The 17122-nt window shown below is 62.6% G+C and carries 18 protein-coding genes and 1 pseudogene; 4 read left to right on the top strand and 15 right to left on the bottom strand.

Annotation, left to right across the window (positions count from 1 at the left end):
* Positions 1-198: pseudogene (locus Q7V46_RS10080) on the bottom strand (C4-dicarboxylate ABC transporter); the annotation flags it as partial.
* Positions 199-368: 170 nt separating this feature from the next.
* On the opposite strand from Q7V46_RS10080, the gene xerD reads away from it, so the two are divergent.
* Positions 369-1322 (top strand): site-specific tyrosine recombinase XerD, encoded by a 954-nt coding sequence (gene xerD / locus Q7V46_RS10075; RefSeq protein ID WP_304913387.1) that lies wholly within the window; start codon positions 369-371, stop codon positions 1320-1322.
* 6 nt (positions 1323-1328) lie between these two features.
* On the opposite strand, the gene Q7V46_RS10070 is transcribed toward xerD, so the two are convergent.
* The 8 genes from Q7V46_RS10070 to Q7V46_RS10035 form a co-directional block, all read right to left on the bottom strand.
* Positions 1329-2204: a PA4780 family RIO1-like protein kinase gene (locus tag Q7V46_RS10070; RefSeq protein ID WP_304913386.1), complete on the bottom strand. Its 876-nt coding sequence runs from the start codon at positions 2202-2204 to the stop codon at positions 1329-1331.
* Between the two features lie 4 nt (positions 2205-2208).
* Positions 2209-2781 (bottom strand): DUF1439 domain-containing protein, encoded by a 573-nt coding sequence (locus Q7V46_RS10065; RefSeq protein ID WP_304913385.1) that lies wholly within the window; start codon positions 2779-2781, stop codon positions 2209-2211.
* 40 nt (positions 2782-2821) lie between these two features.
* Positions 2822-3076, bottom strand: coding sequence for a DUF3297 family protein (locus Q7V46_RS10060; protein WP_304913384.1), 255 nt, complete (start codon positions 3074-3076; stop codon positions 2822-2824).
* A gap of 31 nt (positions 3077-3107) precedes the next feature.
* On the bottom strand, positions 3108-3821 hold the full coding sequence (locus Q7V46_RS10055; RefSeq protein WP_304913383.1) for a YebC/PmpR family DNA-binding transcriptional regulator: 714 nt from the start codon (positions 3819-3821) through the stop codon (positions 3108-3110).
* 78 nt (positions 3822-3899) lie between these two features.
* A complete protein-coding gene (gene dbpA, locus Q7V46_RS10050; RefSeq protein WP_304913382.1) occupies positions 3900-5318 on the bottom strand; it encodes an ATP-dependent RNA helicase DbpA in 1419 nt (472 codons plus the stop codon).
* A gap of 48 nt (positions 5319-5366) precedes the next feature.
* Entirely contained in the window at positions 5367-6854 is a 1488-nt protein-coding gene (locus Q7V46_RS10045; protein ID WP_304913381.1) for an ATP-binding protein, read from the bottom strand.
* Positions 6851-7879 carry a sensor histidine kinase gene (locus Q7V46_RS10040; protein ID WP_304913380.1) on the bottom strand — a complete coding sequence of 343 codons (1029 nt, stop codon included), beginning with the start codon at positions 7877-7879 and terminating at the stop codon, positions 6851-6853. The genes Q7V46_RS10045 and Q7V46_RS10040 overlap by 4 nt, the downstream gene beginning before the upstream one ends.
* A gap of 107 nt (positions 7880-7986) precedes the next feature.
* Complete coding sequence (locus Q7V46_RS10035) at positions 7987-8823, bottom strand: ferritin-like domain-containing protein (protein ID WP_304913379.1); 837 nt, start codon at positions 8821-8823, stop codon at positions 7987-7989.
* A 36-nt stretch (positions 8824-8859) separates the two neighbouring features.
* Here Q7V46_RS10035 and Q7V46_RS10030 point away from each other — a divergent pair, with 36 nt between their 5' ends.
* Both Q7V46_RS10030 and Q7V46_RS10025 read left to right on the top strand, forming a co-directional pair.
* Positions 8860-9384 carry a gamma carbonic anhydrase family protein gene (locus tag Q7V46_RS10030; RefSeq protein WP_304913378.1) on the top strand — a complete coding sequence of 175 codons (525 nt, stop codon included), beginning with the start codon at positions 8860-8862 and terminating at the stop codon, positions 9382-9384.
* Positions 9385-9422: 38 nt separating this feature from the next.
* The gene (locus Q7V46_RS10025) at positions 9423-10403 is read left to right on the top strand and encodes an Hsp33 family molecular chaperone HslO (RefSeq protein ID WP_304913377.1); all 981 of its coding nucleotides are present in this window, start codon (positions 9423-9425) and stop codon (positions 10401-10403) included.
* 22 nt (positions 10404-10425) lie between these two features.
* On the opposite strand, the gene Q7V46_RS10020 is transcribed toward Q7V46_RS10025, so the two are convergent.
* The 6 genes from Q7V46_RS10020 to Q7V46_RS09995 all read right to left on the bottom strand — a co-directional run bounded on the left by Q7V46_RS10020 (position 10426) and on the right by Q7V46_RS09995 (position 15746).
* Positions 10426-11091 carry an ATP-binding protein gene (locus tag Q7V46_RS10020; RefSeq protein ID WP_304913376.1) on the bottom strand — a complete coding sequence of 222 codons (666 nt, stop codon included), beginning with the start codon at positions 11089-11091 and terminating at the stop codon, positions 10426-10428.
* A gap of 7 nt (positions 11092-11098) precedes the next feature.
* Positions 11099-11383: a septum formation initiator family protein gene (locus Q7V46_RS10015; RefSeq protein ID WP_304913375.1), complete on the bottom strand. Its 285-nt coding sequence runs from the start codon at positions 11381-11383 to the stop codon at positions 11099-11101.
* Between the two features lie 182 nt (positions 11384-11565).
* Positions 11566-12852, bottom strand: a complete 1287-nt coding sequence (gene eno, locus Q7V46_RS10010) for a phosphopyruvate hydratase (protein WP_304913374.1) — start codon at positions 12850-12852, stop codon at positions 11566-11568.
* A 22-nt stretch (positions 12853-12874) separates the two neighbouring features.
* Positions 12875-13183, bottom strand: coding sequence for a DUF1330 domain-containing protein (locus Q7V46_RS10005; protein WP_304913373.1), 309 nt, complete (start codon positions 13181-13183; stop codon positions 12875-12877).
* Positions 13184-13206: 23 nt separating this feature from the next.
* Positions 13207-14061: a 3-deoxy-8-phosphooctulonate synthase gene (gene kdsA / locus Q7V46_RS10000; protein WP_304913372.1), complete on the bottom strand. Its 855-nt coding sequence runs from the start codon at positions 14059-14061 to the stop codon at positions 13207-13209.
* 23 nt (positions 14062-14084) lie between these two features.
* Complete coding sequence (locus tag Q7V46_RS09995) at positions 14085-15746, bottom strand: CTP synthase (protein WP_304913371.1); 1662 nt, start codon at positions 15744-15746, stop codon at positions 14085-14087.
* Between the two features lie 142 nt (positions 15747-15888).
* On the opposite strand from Q7V46_RS09995, the gene coaBC reads away from it, so the two are divergent.
* Positions 15889-17115, top strand: coding sequence for a bifunctional phosphopantothenoylcysteine decarboxylase/phosphopantothenate--cysteine ligase CoaBC (coaBC, locus tag Q7V46_RS09990; RefSeq protein ID WP_304913370.1), 1227 nt, complete (start codon positions 15889-15891; stop codon positions 17113-17115).
* The last annotated feature ends 7 nt before the right edge of the window (positions 17116-17122 follow it).

Genomic DNA, 17122 nt, shown 5'->3' with positions numbered 1-17122 from the left:
GGTGACCTGGGCGGTGGAGCGCACATTGGGGATGTCTTTGGCAAAGATCTGGGAGAGGGCCACACCCATGGGGTAGTAGACGCCGCTCTGGCCGCCGGTGAGCACGTTGATGAACTGCTGTTGCTGGGCCACCGCAGTGCCCGATGCAATGGCGGCCGCCACACTGAGTCCCAGACCGATTTTGTGAATCCAACGCATGGATGTGTCTCCTGTTTTGATGATGAGGACAAAAGGGCAGAATAACCCAATTCAATTGCATGGCACACCCGGGAAATGCTTACCGTGAGGGGCGGGTTTTCCCCCATCAATGTGTTTGCTGCAAGTCGTCGCTGCGCTTGAAATGTCCTTTCCCAGAAAGTCGCGAGAGCATGCCTCCCCTTCAATCCCATTCAACACCACCACAAGCCGCCAGTCCCGAAGCCGTTCGCAGCCAGACCAGTGTGGAGGCCTTTGTGGACGCGTTGTGGCTGGAAGAGGGCTTGTCGCGCAACACGCTCGATGCCTACCGCCGCGACCTGTTGCTGCTGGGCCAGTGGCTGGCAGGGCAAGGCAAGGCCCTGATGGAGGCCACAGAGCCCGACCTGAACGGCTACTTTGCGGCCCGCCATGGCGAAACCCGCGCCACCACGGCAAACCGGCGTCTCACGGTGTTCAAGCGGTTTTTCCGCTGGGCGCTGCGTGAACGGCTGTTGAGCAAAGATCCCACGCTGCGTTTGAACGCAGCACGCCAGCCCATGCGTGTGCCCAAAACGCTTTCAGAAGCTCAGGTGGAAGCCTTGTTGAATGCCCCAGACACCGACATTCCGCTGGGCATGCGCGACAGGGCCATGCTGGAGCTGATGTACGCCAGTGGACTGCGGGTGAGTGAACTCGTCACACTCAAGACCTGGCATGTGGGCATGAACGAGCACGTGCTGCGCATCACCGGCAAAGGCAACAAGGAACGCCTGGTGCCGTTTGGCCAGATCGCGGGTCAGTGGCTTCAGCGGTACTTGGGCCAGGGCCGGTGTGAGATTCTGGGCGGGTTGCAGAGCGAAGATCTGTTCGTGACCGCACGCGGTTCGCGTGCGGGCGAGGCCATGAGCCGGGTGATGTTCTGGTCGCTGGTGAAGAAGTACGCCTTGCAGGCTGGTATCACCGTGGCGCTGTCGCCGCACACCTTGCGCCATGCGTTCGCTACGCATTTGCTGAACCACGGTGCCGACCTTCGCGCGGTGCAGATGCTGCTGGGGCATGCCGACATCTCCACCACCACCATCTACACCCACGTGGCGCGCGAACGCCTCAAGTCCATCGTGGCGCAGCACCATCCACGCGGATAGAGTTCCTCAATTTCGGGCAGCGTCCAGCAGGCGCTGGCGCCGTGCGGCGTACTCGTCTCGCGCATCATCGATCTCGCGCATCACGCCTTCCATGTCCACGCGTTGGTGTTTCTGCTCGAACCGGCCTGTCAATACTGTGTCATTGGTCAGCAGGCCGCTTTGGTACAGCGACCAGATTTCAGGGCCGTAGCGGGTATGCAACAACTCGGGTGCGAAGCGTCCAAAAAAATCTCGCAGGTTGTTCACGTCGCGCAGCAGCATGCGCTGGGCGTGGTTGTTGCCGGCGGCGTCCACCGCCTGAGGCAGGTCGATGATCACCGGAACGTGGGACATTCCCGGCTCATGCGAATGCGCCAGCAGGATGTTGAACTCCGACAAATCGCCATGGATGACCCCGGCGCACAGCATGCGCACCACTTCCTTGATCAGGGTGGCGTGGTGGACTCTGGCGGCTTCGGGCGTGAACACCACGTCGTTCAGGCGCGGTGCGGCATCGCCTTCTGCGTCACTGACCAGTTCCATCAGCAGCACGCCATCGAAGAAGCTGTAAGGCTGTGGCACGCGCACACCGGCCGCAGCCAGGCGGTAGAGCGCATCCACTTCGGCACTCTGCCAGGCGGCTTCCTGGGCTTCGCGGCCGAAGCGTGTGCCCTTGGCCATGGCCCTCGCCTGGCGCGAATTCTTGACCTTGCGGTTTTCGGTGTAGTCCACCGCCTGCCGGAAGCTGCGGTTGTTGGCTTCCTTGTAGATCTTGGCGCAGCGCGTTTGGTTGCCGCAGCGCACCACGTACACGGTGGCCTCCTTGCCACTCATGAGCTGGCGCACCACGGTGTCGATCAGGCCCTCGTCCATGAGGGCTTGCAGTCTGGGTGGTGCCTTCATGCTTTCACAGTGGCTTCAGCGCCAAGCCAATCACCAGCCCTTTTTCGCTGACGGTGATGCTCGCGGGCTGCATGTTCATGGCATCGGCCATGGCCAGATCCTTCGGGCTCAGTTGGTGCACCACCACCTCCATCAGGGACTGTTCGGCCAGCATGGGTGCGTAGGTATTGAGCAGATCCACCACGGAGGGTTGCAGCGTGGGGAAGCGCAGGCGGTTGAAGCGCAACTGGTGCGCGCGCACCGTGCGGTCGCTGGCCTCGTAGCGGAGTGCGAAGTTCAGATCGAACATGCCGCGGTGGGAACGATTCAGTGCGGGCCCGGCGGCGATCACTTCCATGTCGGCACCCATGCGGTTCTGGTCGGGCAAGAGCCGCAAGCGGGGCACCTGCACATCCAGATTCAGGAGACCCGGCACAGGGTAGCGCATGGGAAAGCGCTGTGCCACCGATTGCTGAAGCAAGGCCTCGGGCACGGTATAGCCTGATGGCGAGGACGCTTCGGCTTCCTGCGAGGTCGCCCAGGCTGGCATGGACCAGGCCATGGCGCCCAGCGAGATGGCGAACAATCGGCGATGCATTCAGGTGCTTTCGATGGCGTGCGGGTGGGAACCTGGTGCCCTACTTGTAGAACACCTCGACCTTGCCCTTGAGCACGATCATCAGGGGTTGTCCTTTGCGGTCGAGCGTCTTGCCGGCAGGGACTTTCACCCACCGTTCGCTGATGCAGTATTCGGCCACGTCAAAGCGTTCGTTGTCGTTGAAGCGGATGCCGATGTCGTGTTCAAACACAGCCGCCACATGGTGCGGGCTGCGGGGATCGATGGACAGGCGGTCGGGCAGGGGCGGTTGGGTGGGTTTCAGGGTGTCGCTCATGACGCCATTGTCGGTGAGTTCGTGTGGGAAATTACCCGCCGAGGCCGGCAAACACGTTTTGTACGTCCTCGTTGGCATCCAGGGCGGCCAGGAAGCTCTCCACCTCTTCCAGCTGTTCAGCGCTCAGGCTGGCAGGATCGACCGGGTTTTTGGGACGGTAACCCAGTCTGTACGACAACACCGTAAAACCTTGTGCGGGCAGCGCCTTGCTCACCAGATCCAGATCGGCCGGATCGGTGAGAAAAAGCGTGGCGCCTTCTTCATCGGCAGCTTCAAAGTCCTGCGCGCCTGACTCGATCGCAGCCAGTTCGGGGTCGGCATCAGGCGCCTGCGGTTCGGCTTCGATCAGACCGACATGGTCGAAGTCCCAGGCCACCGAACCCGATGTACCCAACTGCCCTTTGCGGAACAGCACCCGCATCTCCGAAGCGGCGCGGTTCACGTTGTCGGTCAGGCATTCCACCATCACCGGCACCCTGTGCGGCGCGAAACCTTCGTACATCACATGCTCGAAGTGCACCGCCTCGCCTGTGAGACCAGCGCCTTTCTTGATGGCGCGGTCCAGCGTGTCCTTGGGCATGGACACCTTGCGTGCCTGCTCCACCACCAGCCGAAGTCGAGCGTTCGCCGCCGGGTCGGCCCCGTGGCGCGCGGCGATCATGATGTCCTTGGCCAGCTTGCCGAAGAGGCGGCCCTTTGCGTTGGCGGCGAGGTCTTTGTGTTTGGCTTTCCATTGCGCGCCCATGGCGAGAGTTCCTTTCTGTTGCGGGGCCGGAGGGGATGAAATTCAGTGGGCGAATTGAGGCGATTGCCGGTTTGAGAATCAGTCCTCGAGTACCCGCACTTTCACGCTCTTGCCCTTGATGCGTCCGGCATTGAGCCGGCTGGCCGCTTGCTGGGCAATGTCGCGGTTCACGGCCACGTAGGTGGACCATTCATTCACGTTGATCTTGCCCACTTGCTCGCGCGTGTAACCCAGGTCGGCTGTGAGCGCGCCAAGCACGTCGCCGGGGCGGATCTTTTCCTTGCGTCCACCCTGGATGTGAAGGGTGACCATGGGCGGCACCAGAGGTGCATTGCTGGCGGACTTGAGCTCACTCAACGGGTACCACTTCGACTCCTGTCCCTGAATCTGTTCGATTTTGCCCACGCTGCCCATCTCATTCATGCTGGCCAGGTTGAGCGCCAGACCGCTTTCACCCGCGCGTCCGGTGCGGCCTATGCGGTGGATGTGCACCTCGGCATCGGGTGTCACATCCACGTTGATCACTGCCTCCAGGCTGGCGATGTCCAGCCCGCGCGCGGCCACGTCGGTGGCCACCAGCACCGAGCAGCTGCGGTTGGAAAATCGCACCAGCACCTGGTCGCGCTCACGCTGTTCCAGCTCCCCGAAAAGCGCCAGTGCGCTGATGCCCTGGGCCTGCAGCACAGCCACCAGATCGCGGCACTGGGCCTTGGTGTTGCAGAAGGCGAGCGTACTTTCAGGACGGAAATTGGTCAGCAGGCGGCACACCGCGTCCAGCCGGTCGGTTTCGCTCACCTCGTACCAGCGCTGCTCGATCTGCGCACCTGCGTGTTGCGCTTCCACCTTCACGGTGACAGGTTCGCGCATGAACTGCGCGCTCAGCTTCGCAATACCTTCGGGGTAGGTGGCAGAAAACAGCAGGGTCTGGCGCGTTTTCGGGCATTGTTTCGCCACGGTCACGATGTCGTCGAAGAAACCCATGTCGAGCATGCGGTCGGCCTCGTCCAGCACCAGCGTGTTGAGCGCATCAAGCTGCAGGCTGCCGCGCTCGAGGTGGTCCATGATGCGGCCTGGCGTTCCCACCACGATGTGCGCGCCATGCTCCAGCGTGGCCAGTTGTCCGCGTAGCGGTACGCCACCGCACAGCGTGACCACCTTGATGTTGTCTTCAGCGCGCGCCAGGCGGCGGATTTCTGTCGTGACCTGATCGGCCAGCTCGCGGGTAGGGCACAGCACCAGGGTCTGCACGGCAAAACGCCGGGGGTTCAGGTTGGCGAGCAAGGTCAGGGCAAATGCGGCTGTCTTGCCACTGCCGGTTTTGGCCTGGGCAATGATGTCCTTGCCCAACAGGGCGGGCGGCAGGGCGGCCGCCTGGATGGCGGTCATGGTCAGGTAACCCAGTTGTTCCAGGTTGGCCAGCGTGGCGGGGGACAGGGGCAGGGCGCTGAAGCCGTTGGCGGCGGGCGTGCCCGGAGAGGTCGTGGGAGAAGAAGTCATCCCCGATTATCGGCAGTTGTGCGCTCGCACCTTGCAGGGTGCCTGGCCTTAACTCGACAAAGTGAAGAAGAACCTGGCTCCCTGGCCGGGTGCGCTGTCGGCCCAGATACGACCGCCGTGGCGCATGACCACCCGCTGCACGATGGTCAGACCCAGACCGGTGCCGGTGTAGTCCTGCTCACGATGCAGGCGCTGGAAGGGACCGAACAACCGGTGGGCGAAGGCCATGTCGAAGCCGCAGCCGTTGTCTCTCACCGAAAACACGGTGTCGCCTTCGCGTACTTCGGCGCTCACCTCAATGCGCGTGACCTTGCACTGGGCTGTGAACTTCCACGCGTTGCGCAGCAGGTTGTCCATCACGCTGCGCACCAGGCTGACATCGGCCATGGCTTGCATGCCGGGTGCAATGCGCACATCGGCCACGCGGTCGGGCTCGCCGCGCATGAGTTGGTCTGCGATGTCACTGGCGATGTCGCTGATGTCGACCGGGCCCAGTTGCAGCGGAACCTGGGTCGTGCGCGACATGTTCAGCAGGGCGTCGATCAAGGCACCCATGCGCTGGCCTGCTGAGGCAATGCGCTGCATCATGGCAAGACCGTCGTCACCGAGTTCGCTGTTGTGGGCGCGCATGATTTCCTGGCTGAAACCGACGATGGCCCGAAGCGGCGCACGCAGATCGTGTGCCACGGAAGAGCTGAAGGCTTCGAGCTCCCTGATGCTTTGATTGAGCTCGGCGGTGCGCTCGGTGACGAGATGTTCCAGTCCATCGTTGAGCCGCTTCAAATGCATCTCGCTGTGTTTGCGGGCCGTGATGTCCTGAATCACGCCGGTCATGACCTGGTTGGGCCAATGGTTGGCGTCGATTTTGAGCCAGCGGGAGGTTTCGCCTTCGGTGTGAACGCGAAACTCTTCGCTGATGGAGTTAAGTTGGGTCAGACTCTCGTCGAGCCGGGCCGAAAAGGCGGGCCGGTCGTCGGCGGCCACGCTGCTGAGCAAATCGGCCAGCGTGGCCTTTGGATTTTTTCCCCACCTCAGCAAGTCCTGCGTGCGGTCGGAAGTTGTGAGGTGCTGGGTTTGTGTGTCCAGCTCCAGAACGCCCAGATTGGCGGCGTCCAGTGCCTGTTGCAGCAGCCGCTGACTGCGCACCAGTTCCACCTCCACGGAATGCCGCTCGAGTGCCATCTGAATGGTGGCGTGAAGCTCCCGCTCCGAAAAAGGCTTGATCAGGTAGCCGTATGGTTTGGTCTGACACGCGCGCTTCAAGGTCGAATCCTCTGAATACGCGGTGAGGTAGATCACCGGTACCGAAGGGGTGTGCATGAGTCGCGCGGCCACATCAATGCCATCCATGTCGCCCTCGATGTGGATGTCCATCAGCACCAGGTCGGGAGCCAGACGGTCGATCATGTCCAGACTTTCGTGCCCGGACACCGCCAGGCCAGGCACTTCGTAGCCCATGTGGATCAGGCGCTGCTGCAGGTTGAAAGCGACGATGCGCTCGTCTTCCACGATCAGAATGCGCGGGGCAGTTTTCATGCGGTGGGCGCCAGACCGAAGCGCAGCGTGAAGCACGTGGGATTGGCATGCTGCGTCGTGAGTTCACCGCGCAGCTGCTGTGTCAGCAAATGCACCAGTTGCAGGCCGAGTGAGCCGGTGCTGTTCAGGGCCAGTTTGTCGGGTATGGGGTGGCCGTCGTTGCTGATGGACATTTCGATTTGCTTGTCTTCGCGTTGTGTGATGGTGACCTGGATGCTGCCACGCCGGCCCCCTAAAAAACCATGCTTCAGGGCATTGCTGACCAGTTCGTTGACGATCAGCCCGCACGGTATGGCTTCGTTGATGGGCAGTTGCACGTCCTGCGCCTGCACGTCGATGGTCACGTGCCCCGCCGTGGAAGCGTACGACTCCATCAGGCGCGGCAACAGGCCGCCGAGGAACTGGTCAAAGTCGACCTGCGCAAAGTCCTGGGACTGGTACAGCGTCTGGTGAATCATGGACATGGAGCGGATGCGGTTCTGGCTGTCGCGCAGCATACCCACCGTGCCTTCGTCTTTGATCGTGAGCGCCTGCAGGTCCAGCAGGCTGTGGATCACCTGCAGGTTGTTTTTCACTCGGTGGTGCACTTCCTTGAGCAGCACATCTTTCTGTTGCAGGGCATCCTGAATGCGCCGCTCGTTCTGCTTGCGCTCGCTCAGGTCCAGAATCACCGACAGCACCATGGGCCCCTCGCCGGTTTCCACCGGGTTGATGCCGATTTCAACCGGAAACTCCGAGCCGTCCTTGCGCAGCCCGCTGAGATCGCGGCCTGCACCCATGGGGCGCGGGTTGGTTTCCGCCATGAAGCCATGGCGATACCCTTTGTGCCGGGCGTGGTACCGCGAGGGAATGAGCACCTCGACAGGCCGTCCCTCCAGCTCGGACGCCGAATAGCCAAATATGCTCTCTGCCAGTCGATTGAGCCGGACGATGTCTCCCTGTGCGTTGACCACGATCATGGCCACCGGAATGTTGTCGAAGGCTTGTCCCAGGTAGCCATCCAGGTGGATCTGCTGCATTGTCATGATGGCATCCTAGGCGCTCGGACCACTTTTGTACACCGCACAAAGCGGTCGAACGAATCGCTTCACTTTCACCTGTTTTTGCCGATATTGCAGCCCTGAATGAAGACTCACGACGAAAGGAGAGCGTCGAACTCCTGCTGGGTGAAGCCGGCGGCACGGCGAGCGGCTTCGTTGAACGGTGGCTTGAGCCGGGGTGCGTTGTGCTGGCGGGCCAGCAGACGGTAGTGGGCGAGCGGCTGAAGGCCTTGCTTCGCGCACAGCCAGCCGTACCAATGATTGCCGACGGCCACATGGCCAATCTCGTCGCGCAGGATCACGTCGAGTATCTCGATGGCTCGCAGTGCAGCAGGCGTGCCCACCTTGCGCAGACGAGCCTGCATGAGCGGAGTGGCATCGAGCCCGCGCGCTTCAAGTGTTCGTGGCACCAGTGCCATGCGGGCCGTCACATCGTGTTGCGTCTTCACACACATTTCCCAAAGGCCATCGTGCGCGGGAAAGTCACCATAATCGTGGCCTAGAGTCCGCAGGTGCTCGCGCAGCAGACCGAAGTGCAGGGCCTCTTCATGTGCCACCCGCATCCAGTCGGCGTAGTAGGACGCTGGCATGTCTGCGAAACGCCAGACCGCATCCAGTGCCAGGTTGATCGCGTTGAATTCGATGTGAGTGACGGCATGGAGCAAGGCCGCAAGGCCCTCGGGTGTGAAGGGGGATCGGTGTGGCACATCCGTCGGAGCAATGAGTTCAGGCCTGGGTGGCCGACCGGGCATCGATACGCCAGCCCCGGTTTCAAGTTGCGCTGCAGCGTCCAGCAGGGCGCCCCCCGATTGCATGGCTTCGAACAGTGCCTGGGTGGCGCTCACCTTGGCTTCGGGCGCTGCCATGCAAAGCGCCTGCAGCGCCAGCGGGCGCAGATTGACCGGGGATCGGGTGGCGTCGGCTTGCATCCCTACAATTCTAGGTTTCGCGACTGGAGACCCAGCATGGCAATTTATGAACTCGATGGTGTTGCACCCCGCCTGGCCGATTCGGCCTGGATCGCCGACAGCGCACAGGTGATGGGTGATGTGGTGATGGCGGAGGACAGCAGCGTCTGGTTTGGTGCCACCCTGCGGGGCGACACCGAGACCATCACGGTCGGGCGCGGCAGCAATGTGCAGGACGGCAGTGTGGTGCACGCCGATATCGGTTATCCCGTGATCCTGGGGGAAAGCGTCACGGTGGGCCACATGGTGATGCTGCACGGCTGCACCATTGGGGACGAATCGCTGATCGGCATTGGCGCCACCGTGCTCAACGGTGCGACCATCGGCAAGAACTGCCTGGTAGGCGCCGGCTCACTGGTAACCGAAGGCAAGTCGTTCCCGGACGGCAGCATGATCATGGGTACGCCTGCCCGGGTGGTGAAATCGCTCACACCCGAGCAGATTGACGGTCTGCGGCGCAGCGCACAGCACTACGTCGAGAATGCGCAGCGCTACCGGGCAGGCTTGAAAAAGGTCGGCTGATGCCCAACTGATGCAGCTTGATTTCCAGAAAGACCGTTTTGTCCGAACTCCACAAATTCATGTTTGAAGGCCTGCCTGTGCGTGGCATGCTGGTGCGCCTGACCGATGCCTGGCAGGACATCCTGCGCCGCCGTGAGCAGACCGGCGGCTATCCCGCTGCGGTGACCGAATTGCTGGGTGAAATGACGGCAGCTGCCACGTTGATGCAGGCGAACATCAAGTTCGAAGGCGCTCTGGTCATGCAGATCATGGGCGACGGGCCGGTGAAACTGGCCGTGGCCGAGGTGCAGCCCGACCTGAGCCTGCGCGCCACCGCCACGGTGGTGGGTGATGTGGCTGCCGATGCACCGCTCTCGCACATGGTGAACGTGAACAACGAAGGGCGCTGCGCCATCACGCTTGATCCGAAGGATCGCCTGCCCGGACGCCAGCCCTACCAGGGTGTGGTGCCCTTGTTTGGCGACCGGCGCGAAAAGCTGGAAAAGCTCAGCGAGGTGATCGAGCACTACATGCTGCAAAGTGAGCAGCTCGATACCCGCCTCGTGCTCGCGGCCGACGACAAGGTCGCTGCAGGCTTGCTGATCCAGCGCCTGCCTCTGCAGGGCGAAGGCAATCTGGCGGGCAGTGGCGCAATGCGCAGCGATGACGACGAAATCGGACGCAACGAAGACTACAACCGCATCGCGATTCTGGCGGCCAGCCTCAAGCGAGAAGAGCTGCTGGAACTGGACGCCGATACCATCCTGCGCCGCCTGTTCTGGGAAGAAGACGTGCGCCGGTTCGCTCCCATGGTCGGCAGCGAAGGCCCGCGTTTCGCCTGCACCTGCTCGCGCGAACGCGTCGGTAGCATGCTGCGCAGCCTTGGTCATGATGAAATCGAGTCGATCCTGGCCGAACAGGGTCAGGTGGAGGTGGGGTGCGACTTCTGTGGCGCGCAGTACCGGTTCGACCCGGTGGATGCGGCACAGGTGTTCCTGCAGCCCGCCGCCCAGCCACCGGGATCGCCTGGCGTGCATTGAAGGCAGGCTCGAGGCGGTCAGTTCAAGAGCTCGGTTTCTGAAGCAAGGCGGTGAAAATCTGGTGCTCGCACGCCGGATCGCTGCATGTTTCGCAGTTCCAGGGCACCCGGCCAAAAGTCTGGTTCTGATCGAGGTCGAAAAGGGAGTGATCCAGTAACGGGTTCAACGCTGTCAGCGCCTGGTGCAGACGCACATCCCCCCGACCGTAGATCGTCTGAAATGGCAGGTTCGCCGCTTGAAGTACCCGGCGGAGAATGGCGTCAATGGCGTCTCGCACCACAGGACTGTCCCTGAACAGACCGTCGGGGACCCAGGGCAGGTCCAATCCCATCAACAGGTTCAGGTGATAGCCCCGCTGGTGCGCGATGGCACCGGCCAGCAGACTGCTGTCGTTGAAATACAGCTCGCTGTAGGCCGCAATCACCAGGGGTGTGGTGTCGGCGATCACCATATCGGGTGCGGGCTGTGCCTGGATGGCCGCGACGATGAGTTGGTGCTGCTCAGCAGCCAGTGCGGCCTGCTCATGGGCTTGAGGTGCGCGCCCGGCAAGGGTGCACCACAGTCGAAGGTTTTCCGGCACGCAGATCGTCCGCAGAGAGGTGTTCCGGGAAAGATGTTGCTGAAGCGAGCGAGCCAGCGAAGATTTTCCGGTGGACTCGCCGCCCAGCAGGGTCACGATCAGCGTCACCCTAGGGTCACTGTCCGCGCTGCGCGAACTGCACGAAGATTTCGTTGGGCTTGACCATGCCCAGGTCCTGCCGCGCCAGTTCTTCCACCATGCCCAGTCCCTCCTGCAGGTCGCGCACTTCGTTGGCCACCTGATCGTTGCGCAACCTGGCCTCGCTGTTTTCGCGCTCCTGCGTGAGCACCTGCTGCTTCAGACTCGTCACCTGCGGCACACTGCCCCTCCCGAACCACAGTTGTGCGTGCAGCACCAACAGCAGTCCGAGGAGCAGGGCAGGAATGAAGCGGTGACCCATGGCCTCAGATTGTCACCGAAGCCGATGCAGCACGGGAGTTCCAGAGGCGCACACCACGTTCGCACGCCCAAGAGCCGCGCGGCCGGAAGTGGCTCGTCCAGGGCGCCGAGGAACCGGCTTTGCCGGGCCGCAGGTGCGCCCCCCTGAGGGGGTGACGCCGGAGGCGGCGCGGGGGTGCTCCATTACCTCAAGTTGTAGAAAGCAGCCCGGCCCGGGTACACCGCCACTTCGCCGAGGTCTTCCTCGATGCGCAGCAACTGGTTGTACTTGGCCATGCGGTCCGAGCGCGAAAGCGATCCGGTCTTGATCTGGCCGGCGTTGGTGCCCACGGCGATATCGGAGATGGTGCTGTCTTCGGTTTCGCCCGAGCGATGAGAGATCACGGCGGTGTAGCCTGCACGCTTGGCCATTTCGATAGCGGCAAACGTTTCGGTCAGCGTGCCGATCTGGTTGATCTTGATCAGGATCGAGTTGCCGATGCGCTTGTCGATGCCTTCCTTGAGGATCTTGGTATTGGTGACGAACAGGTCGTCGCCCACCAGTTGCACCTTGGTGCCCAGGCGCTCGGTGAGCACCTTCCAGCCGTCCCAGTCGCCTTCGGCCATGCCGTCTTCGATGCTGATGATGGGGTATTTGTCGACCCAGTTGGCCAGCATGTCGGTCCACTGCTCGGCGCTCAGCGACACGCCGCCTTCGCCTTCCAGCACGTACTTGCCATCCTTGTAGAACTCGCTGGCGGCGCAGTCCAGACCCAGGGCGATCTGCTCGCCGGCGGTATACCCGGCCTTGTCGATCGCCTGCAGGATCATCTGCAGCGCGGCTTCGTGGTTTTCCACCGACGGGGCGAACCCGCCTTCGTCGCCCACGGCGGTGCTGATGTGCTGGTCGTGCAGGATGGCCTTGAGCGCGTGGAACACCTCGGCACCCCAGCGCAGGGCTTCGCGGAAGCTGGGTGCGCCCACGGGGATGATCATCAGCTCTTGCAGGTCGAGCGAGTTGTTGGCGTGTGCACCGCCGTTGATGATGTTCATCATGGGCACGGGCATCTGCACCGCGCTCATGCCACCAAAGTAGCGGTACAGCGGCAGGCCGGCTTCTTCAGCCGCCGCTCGGGCCACGGCCATGGACACGGCCAGCATCGCGTTGGCGCCCAGGCGGCCTTTGTTTTCCGTGCCGTCGAGGTCGATCAGGGTCTTGTCAAGGAAGGCTTGTTCAGAAGCGTCAAGTCCCAGCACGGCTTCGCTGATCTCGGTGTTGATGTTCTCCACGGCCTTGAGCACGCCCTTGCCCAGGTAACGGGACTTGTCGCCGTCGCGCAGTTCGATGGCTTCACGCGAGCCGGTGGAGGCACCCGATGGCACGGCCGCGCGGCCCATCACGCCGCTTTCCAGCAGCACGTCGCACTCGACGGTGGGGTTGCCTCGGCTGTCAAGAATCTCGCGGCCCACGATGTCAACGATTGCGCTCATGTTTTCCTTTCGGTGAAATGTTTCAGATGACGGGGGCGCTCACGCCCTCCACCAGGACGAGGTTGAAAAACTCAGTGGCCCCTTCGCGCTTGGCGCGGGCCTGTCGGTACAGTTCGCTGTCGTAGAAGGCCTTGGCCTGCTCGAAGCTGGGGAAACGCAGCATGGCCAGACGGGCTGGCTGCCAGTCACCTTCCAGCGTTTCGAAGCGTCCGCCCCGTACCAGGTATTCGCCGCCGGCAGCCGCCACGGCAGCAGGCGCTGCCGCCATGTACTGTTTGTACTGCTCCATGTCGCAGATTTGCATGTCGACAATGATGTACGCGGCTGCCATGGTTTCGGGTTCTGGTATGTGGTTCAGTTGAAGCTGTCTTCGAGGAAGGGGTGCTTTTTAGCCACCGTGTCGAGCGCCACCAGCGTCTCCAGCAGGGCCTTCATGTGCTTGAGCGGAACTGCATTGGGACCATCGCTCAGTGCCTTGGCCGGGTCGGGGTGGGTTTCCATGAACAGGCCGGACACGCCCACGGCCACCGCCGCACGCGAGAGCACCGGCACCATTTCGCGCTGGCCGCCGCTGCTGGTGCCCTGGCCGCCGGGCAGTTGCACGCTGTGGGTGGCATCGAACACCACCGGCGCACCGGTTTCGCGCATGATGGCCAGGCTGCGCATGTCGCTCACCAGGTTGTTGTAGCCAAAGCTGGCGCCGCGCTCGCAGGCCATGAAGTTGTCTTCGTTCAGGCCGGCCTCACGGGCTGCAGCACGGGCCTTGTCAATCACGTTCTTCATGTCGTGCGGCGCCAGGAACTGGCCTTTCTTGATGTTCACCGGCTTGCCGCTCTGAGCGACCGCACGGATGAAATCGGTCTGGCGGCACAGGAAGGCGGGCGTCTGCAGCACATCGACCACGTTTGAGGCGTCGGCGATGTCTGCTTCGCTGTGCACGTCGGTCAGCACAGGCACACCCAGCTCTTTTTTGATCTTGCCCAGGATCTCCAGGCCTTTGTCGCGCCCCGGGCCGCGGTAGCTGGTACCGCTGCTGCGATTGGCTTTGTCAAAGCTGCTCTTGAAGATGAACGGAATGCCCAGGCTGGCGGTGATCTCCTTGAGGGCGCCGGCCGTGTCCATCTGCAGCTGCTCGGATTCGATCACGCAGGGGCCCGCGATCAGGAAAAAAGGCCGGTTCAGTCCGATGTCGAAGCCGCAGAGTTTCATGCCATGTTTCCTGTGTCTGGAGCCTAGGCCGGCACAGCCTGCCGGTTTTGCTGGTGCTCGACCGCTGCCTTGATGAAAGCATTGAAGAGCGGGTGCCCGCTCCACGGCGTGGACTTGAATTCCGGGTGGAACTGCACGCCAATGAACCAGGGATGCACCGACTGGGGCAGCTCGACGATTTCGGTGAGCTGCTCACGCTGAGTCAGGGCAGAGATCACCAGTCCGGCTTCGCGCAACTGGTCGAGGTAGTTGACATTGGCTTCGTACCGGTGTCGGTGCCTCTCGGTCACGACGTTGCCGTAGATGGTATGTGCAAGGGTGCCGGGCTGGACGTCGGAGCTTTGTGCGCCCAGGCGCATGGTGCCGCCCAGGTCGGAGCTGGCGCTGCGCTTCTGGATGCTGCCGTCGGCGTCTTTCCATTCGGTGATGAGCGCGATCACCGGGTGTGGCGTGTTCGGGTCGAATTCGGTGCTGTTGGCGTTGGTCAGACCGGCCACATGGCGGGCGTATTCGATCGTGGCCACCTGCATGCCCAGGCAGATGCCCAGGTAGGGCACTTTGCGCTCACGAGCGAAACGGGCGGTGGCGATCTTTCCCTCCACCCCGCGCAGGCCGAAGCCGCCAGGCACCAGAATGGCGTCGTAGCGGGCCAGGCGGTCCGCTGCGTCACCTTCGATGGTTTCGGAATCGACGTGGTCGATCCTCACGCGAACGTGGTTGCGCATGCCGGCATGACGCAACGCCTCATTGACCGATTTGTAGCTGTCGGACAGGTCGACGTATTTGCCCACCATGGCGATGGTGATCTCGCCCTTCGGGTGCTCGGTCTCGTACACCAGTTCGTCCCAGCGCTTGAGGCTGGTGGGCGGGGTGTTCAGGCGCAGTTTGTCGCAGATCAGGCCGTCCAAGCCCTGTTCGTGCAGCATGCGCGGTACCTTGTAAATGGTGTCCACGTCCCACATTGAGATCACACCCCATTCGGGTACGTTGGTGAACAGCGAAATCTTGGCGCGCTCTTCTTCGGGAATTCGGCGGTCGGCGCGGCAGAGCAGGGCATCGGCCTGGATCCCGATTTCGCGCAGCTTCTGCACCGTGTGCTGCGTGGGCTTGGTTTTCAGTTCGCCGGCAGCGGCAATCCATGGCAGGTACGTCAGATGCACGAAAGCCGTGTTGTTCGGCCCCATGCGCAGGCTCATCTGGCGCACGGCTTCAAGAAAGGGCAGCGACTCGATGTCGCCCACCGTGCCGCCAATTTCGACAATGGCCACGTCCACCGCATCGGGCGTGCCGATGCCGGCCCCGCGCTTGATGAACTCCTGGATCTCGTTGGTGACGTGCGGAATGACCTGCACCGTCTTGCCCAGATAGTCGCCGCGGCGTTCCTTCTCCAGCACCGACTGGTATATCTTGCCGGTGGTGAAATTGTTGGTTTTCTTCATGCGCGTTTCAATGAAACGCTCGTAGTGGCCCAGGTCGAGGTCGGTCTCAGCGCCGTCGTCGGTGACAAAGACCTCTCCGTGCTGGAAGGGCGACATGGTGCCCGGATCCACGTTGATGTACGGATCGAGCTTGATGAGGGTGACTTTGAGGCCGCGCGATTCAAGGATCGCGGCCAGAGATGCCGACGCTATGCCCTTGCCTAAAGAGGACACCACGCCGCCGGTGACGAACACAAATTTGGTCATGTCTCGGGCGAGCCTGTCGCTCGCTGGAGGTGGAAATGGTGATTATAGAGGGGTGATGCAAGTGCCCTCGGGTTGTTTACCCCTGCTTTCGCCCCTTGGGCAACGGCCAGCAGCCGACCGTTCCCTCTGCTACATTGCCGCCATGAACGACCTGGCTGGCAAACACATCGTCCTGGGGCTCTCGGGTGGCATCGCCTGCTACAAAGCGGCCGAATTGTGCCGGGCGCTGGTCAAGGAAGGTGCCACGGTGCAGGTGGTCATGACCGAGGCTGCCGAGCACTTCATCACGCCGGTGACCATGCAGGCGCTTTCCGGACGGCCCGTGTTCACCTCGCAGTGGGATGCGCGCACATCGGCCGGGGTGGACAACAACATGCCGCACATCAACCTCAGTCGTGAGGCCGATGCGATCTTTGTGGCACCGGCCAGTGCGGACTTCATGGCCAAGCTGCTGCACGGCCGAGCCGACGACCTCCTCAGCCTGATGTGCCTGGCCCGTCCCATCGACCAGGTGCCGCTGATTCTGGCGCCTGCCATGAACCGCGAAATGTGGGCCCACCCGGCTACCCAGCGCAACGTGGCCCAGCTGCGCCAGGACGGCGCCACCGTGCTTGATGTAGGGGCCGGTGACCAGGCTTGCGGCGAGACCGGCGACGGCCGCATGCTGGAGCCTGACGAATTGCTGTACGAACTGGTGCGCTTTTTCACGCCGAAGGTGCTGGCGGGCCAGCAGGTGCTGGTCAGTGCCGGGCCCACTTTTGAAGCCATCGATCCGGTGCGCGGATTGACCAACCTCTCCAGTGGGAAGATGGGCTTTGCCATCGCCCGGGCGGCGCACGAGGCGGGCGCGAATGTGACCCTGGTGGCTGGCCCCGTGAGCCTGCCCACGCCGCGCGGTGTGGGCCGCATCAATGTGAAGTCGGCACTGAACATGCAGAAGTCGCTTGACGTGCTGATCCAGAACGCGACGGTATTTATTTCTGCGGCCGCCGTGGCTGACTGGCGTCCTGCCGAGGCGACCGACCAGAAGATCAAGAAGGACGGTTCTGGCGCTGTACCCACGCTCACGTTTGTCGAAAACCCGGACATCCTGGCCGGCATTGCCAGCAGCACCCGCGCGCGCGAGCACAAGCTGTATTGCGTGGGCTTCGCCGCCGAAAGCCACGACCTGCTGGCGCATGCGCAGGCCAAGCGCGCGCGCAAAGGCGTGCCGCTGTTGGTGGGCAACATTGGCCCAGATACCTTTGGTCAGGACGACAACGCGCTGCTGCTGGTGGACGAGCAGGGTGCGACCGAGGTGGCACGTGCACCGAAGCTCGCCTTGGCCCGCCAGTTGGTGGCAGAAATCGCCCGGCGCTTGCCGGCTTGAGTTCCTG

The sequence above is a fragment of the Hydrogenophaga sp. genome (assembly GCF_030651625.1).
GTDB lineage: Bacteria > Pseudomonadota > Gammaproteobacteria > Burkholderiales > Burkholderiaceae_C > Hydrogenophaga.
Note: the sequence above shows the minus strand (reverse complement) of the source record. Positions and strands in the feature narration are given on the sequence as shown.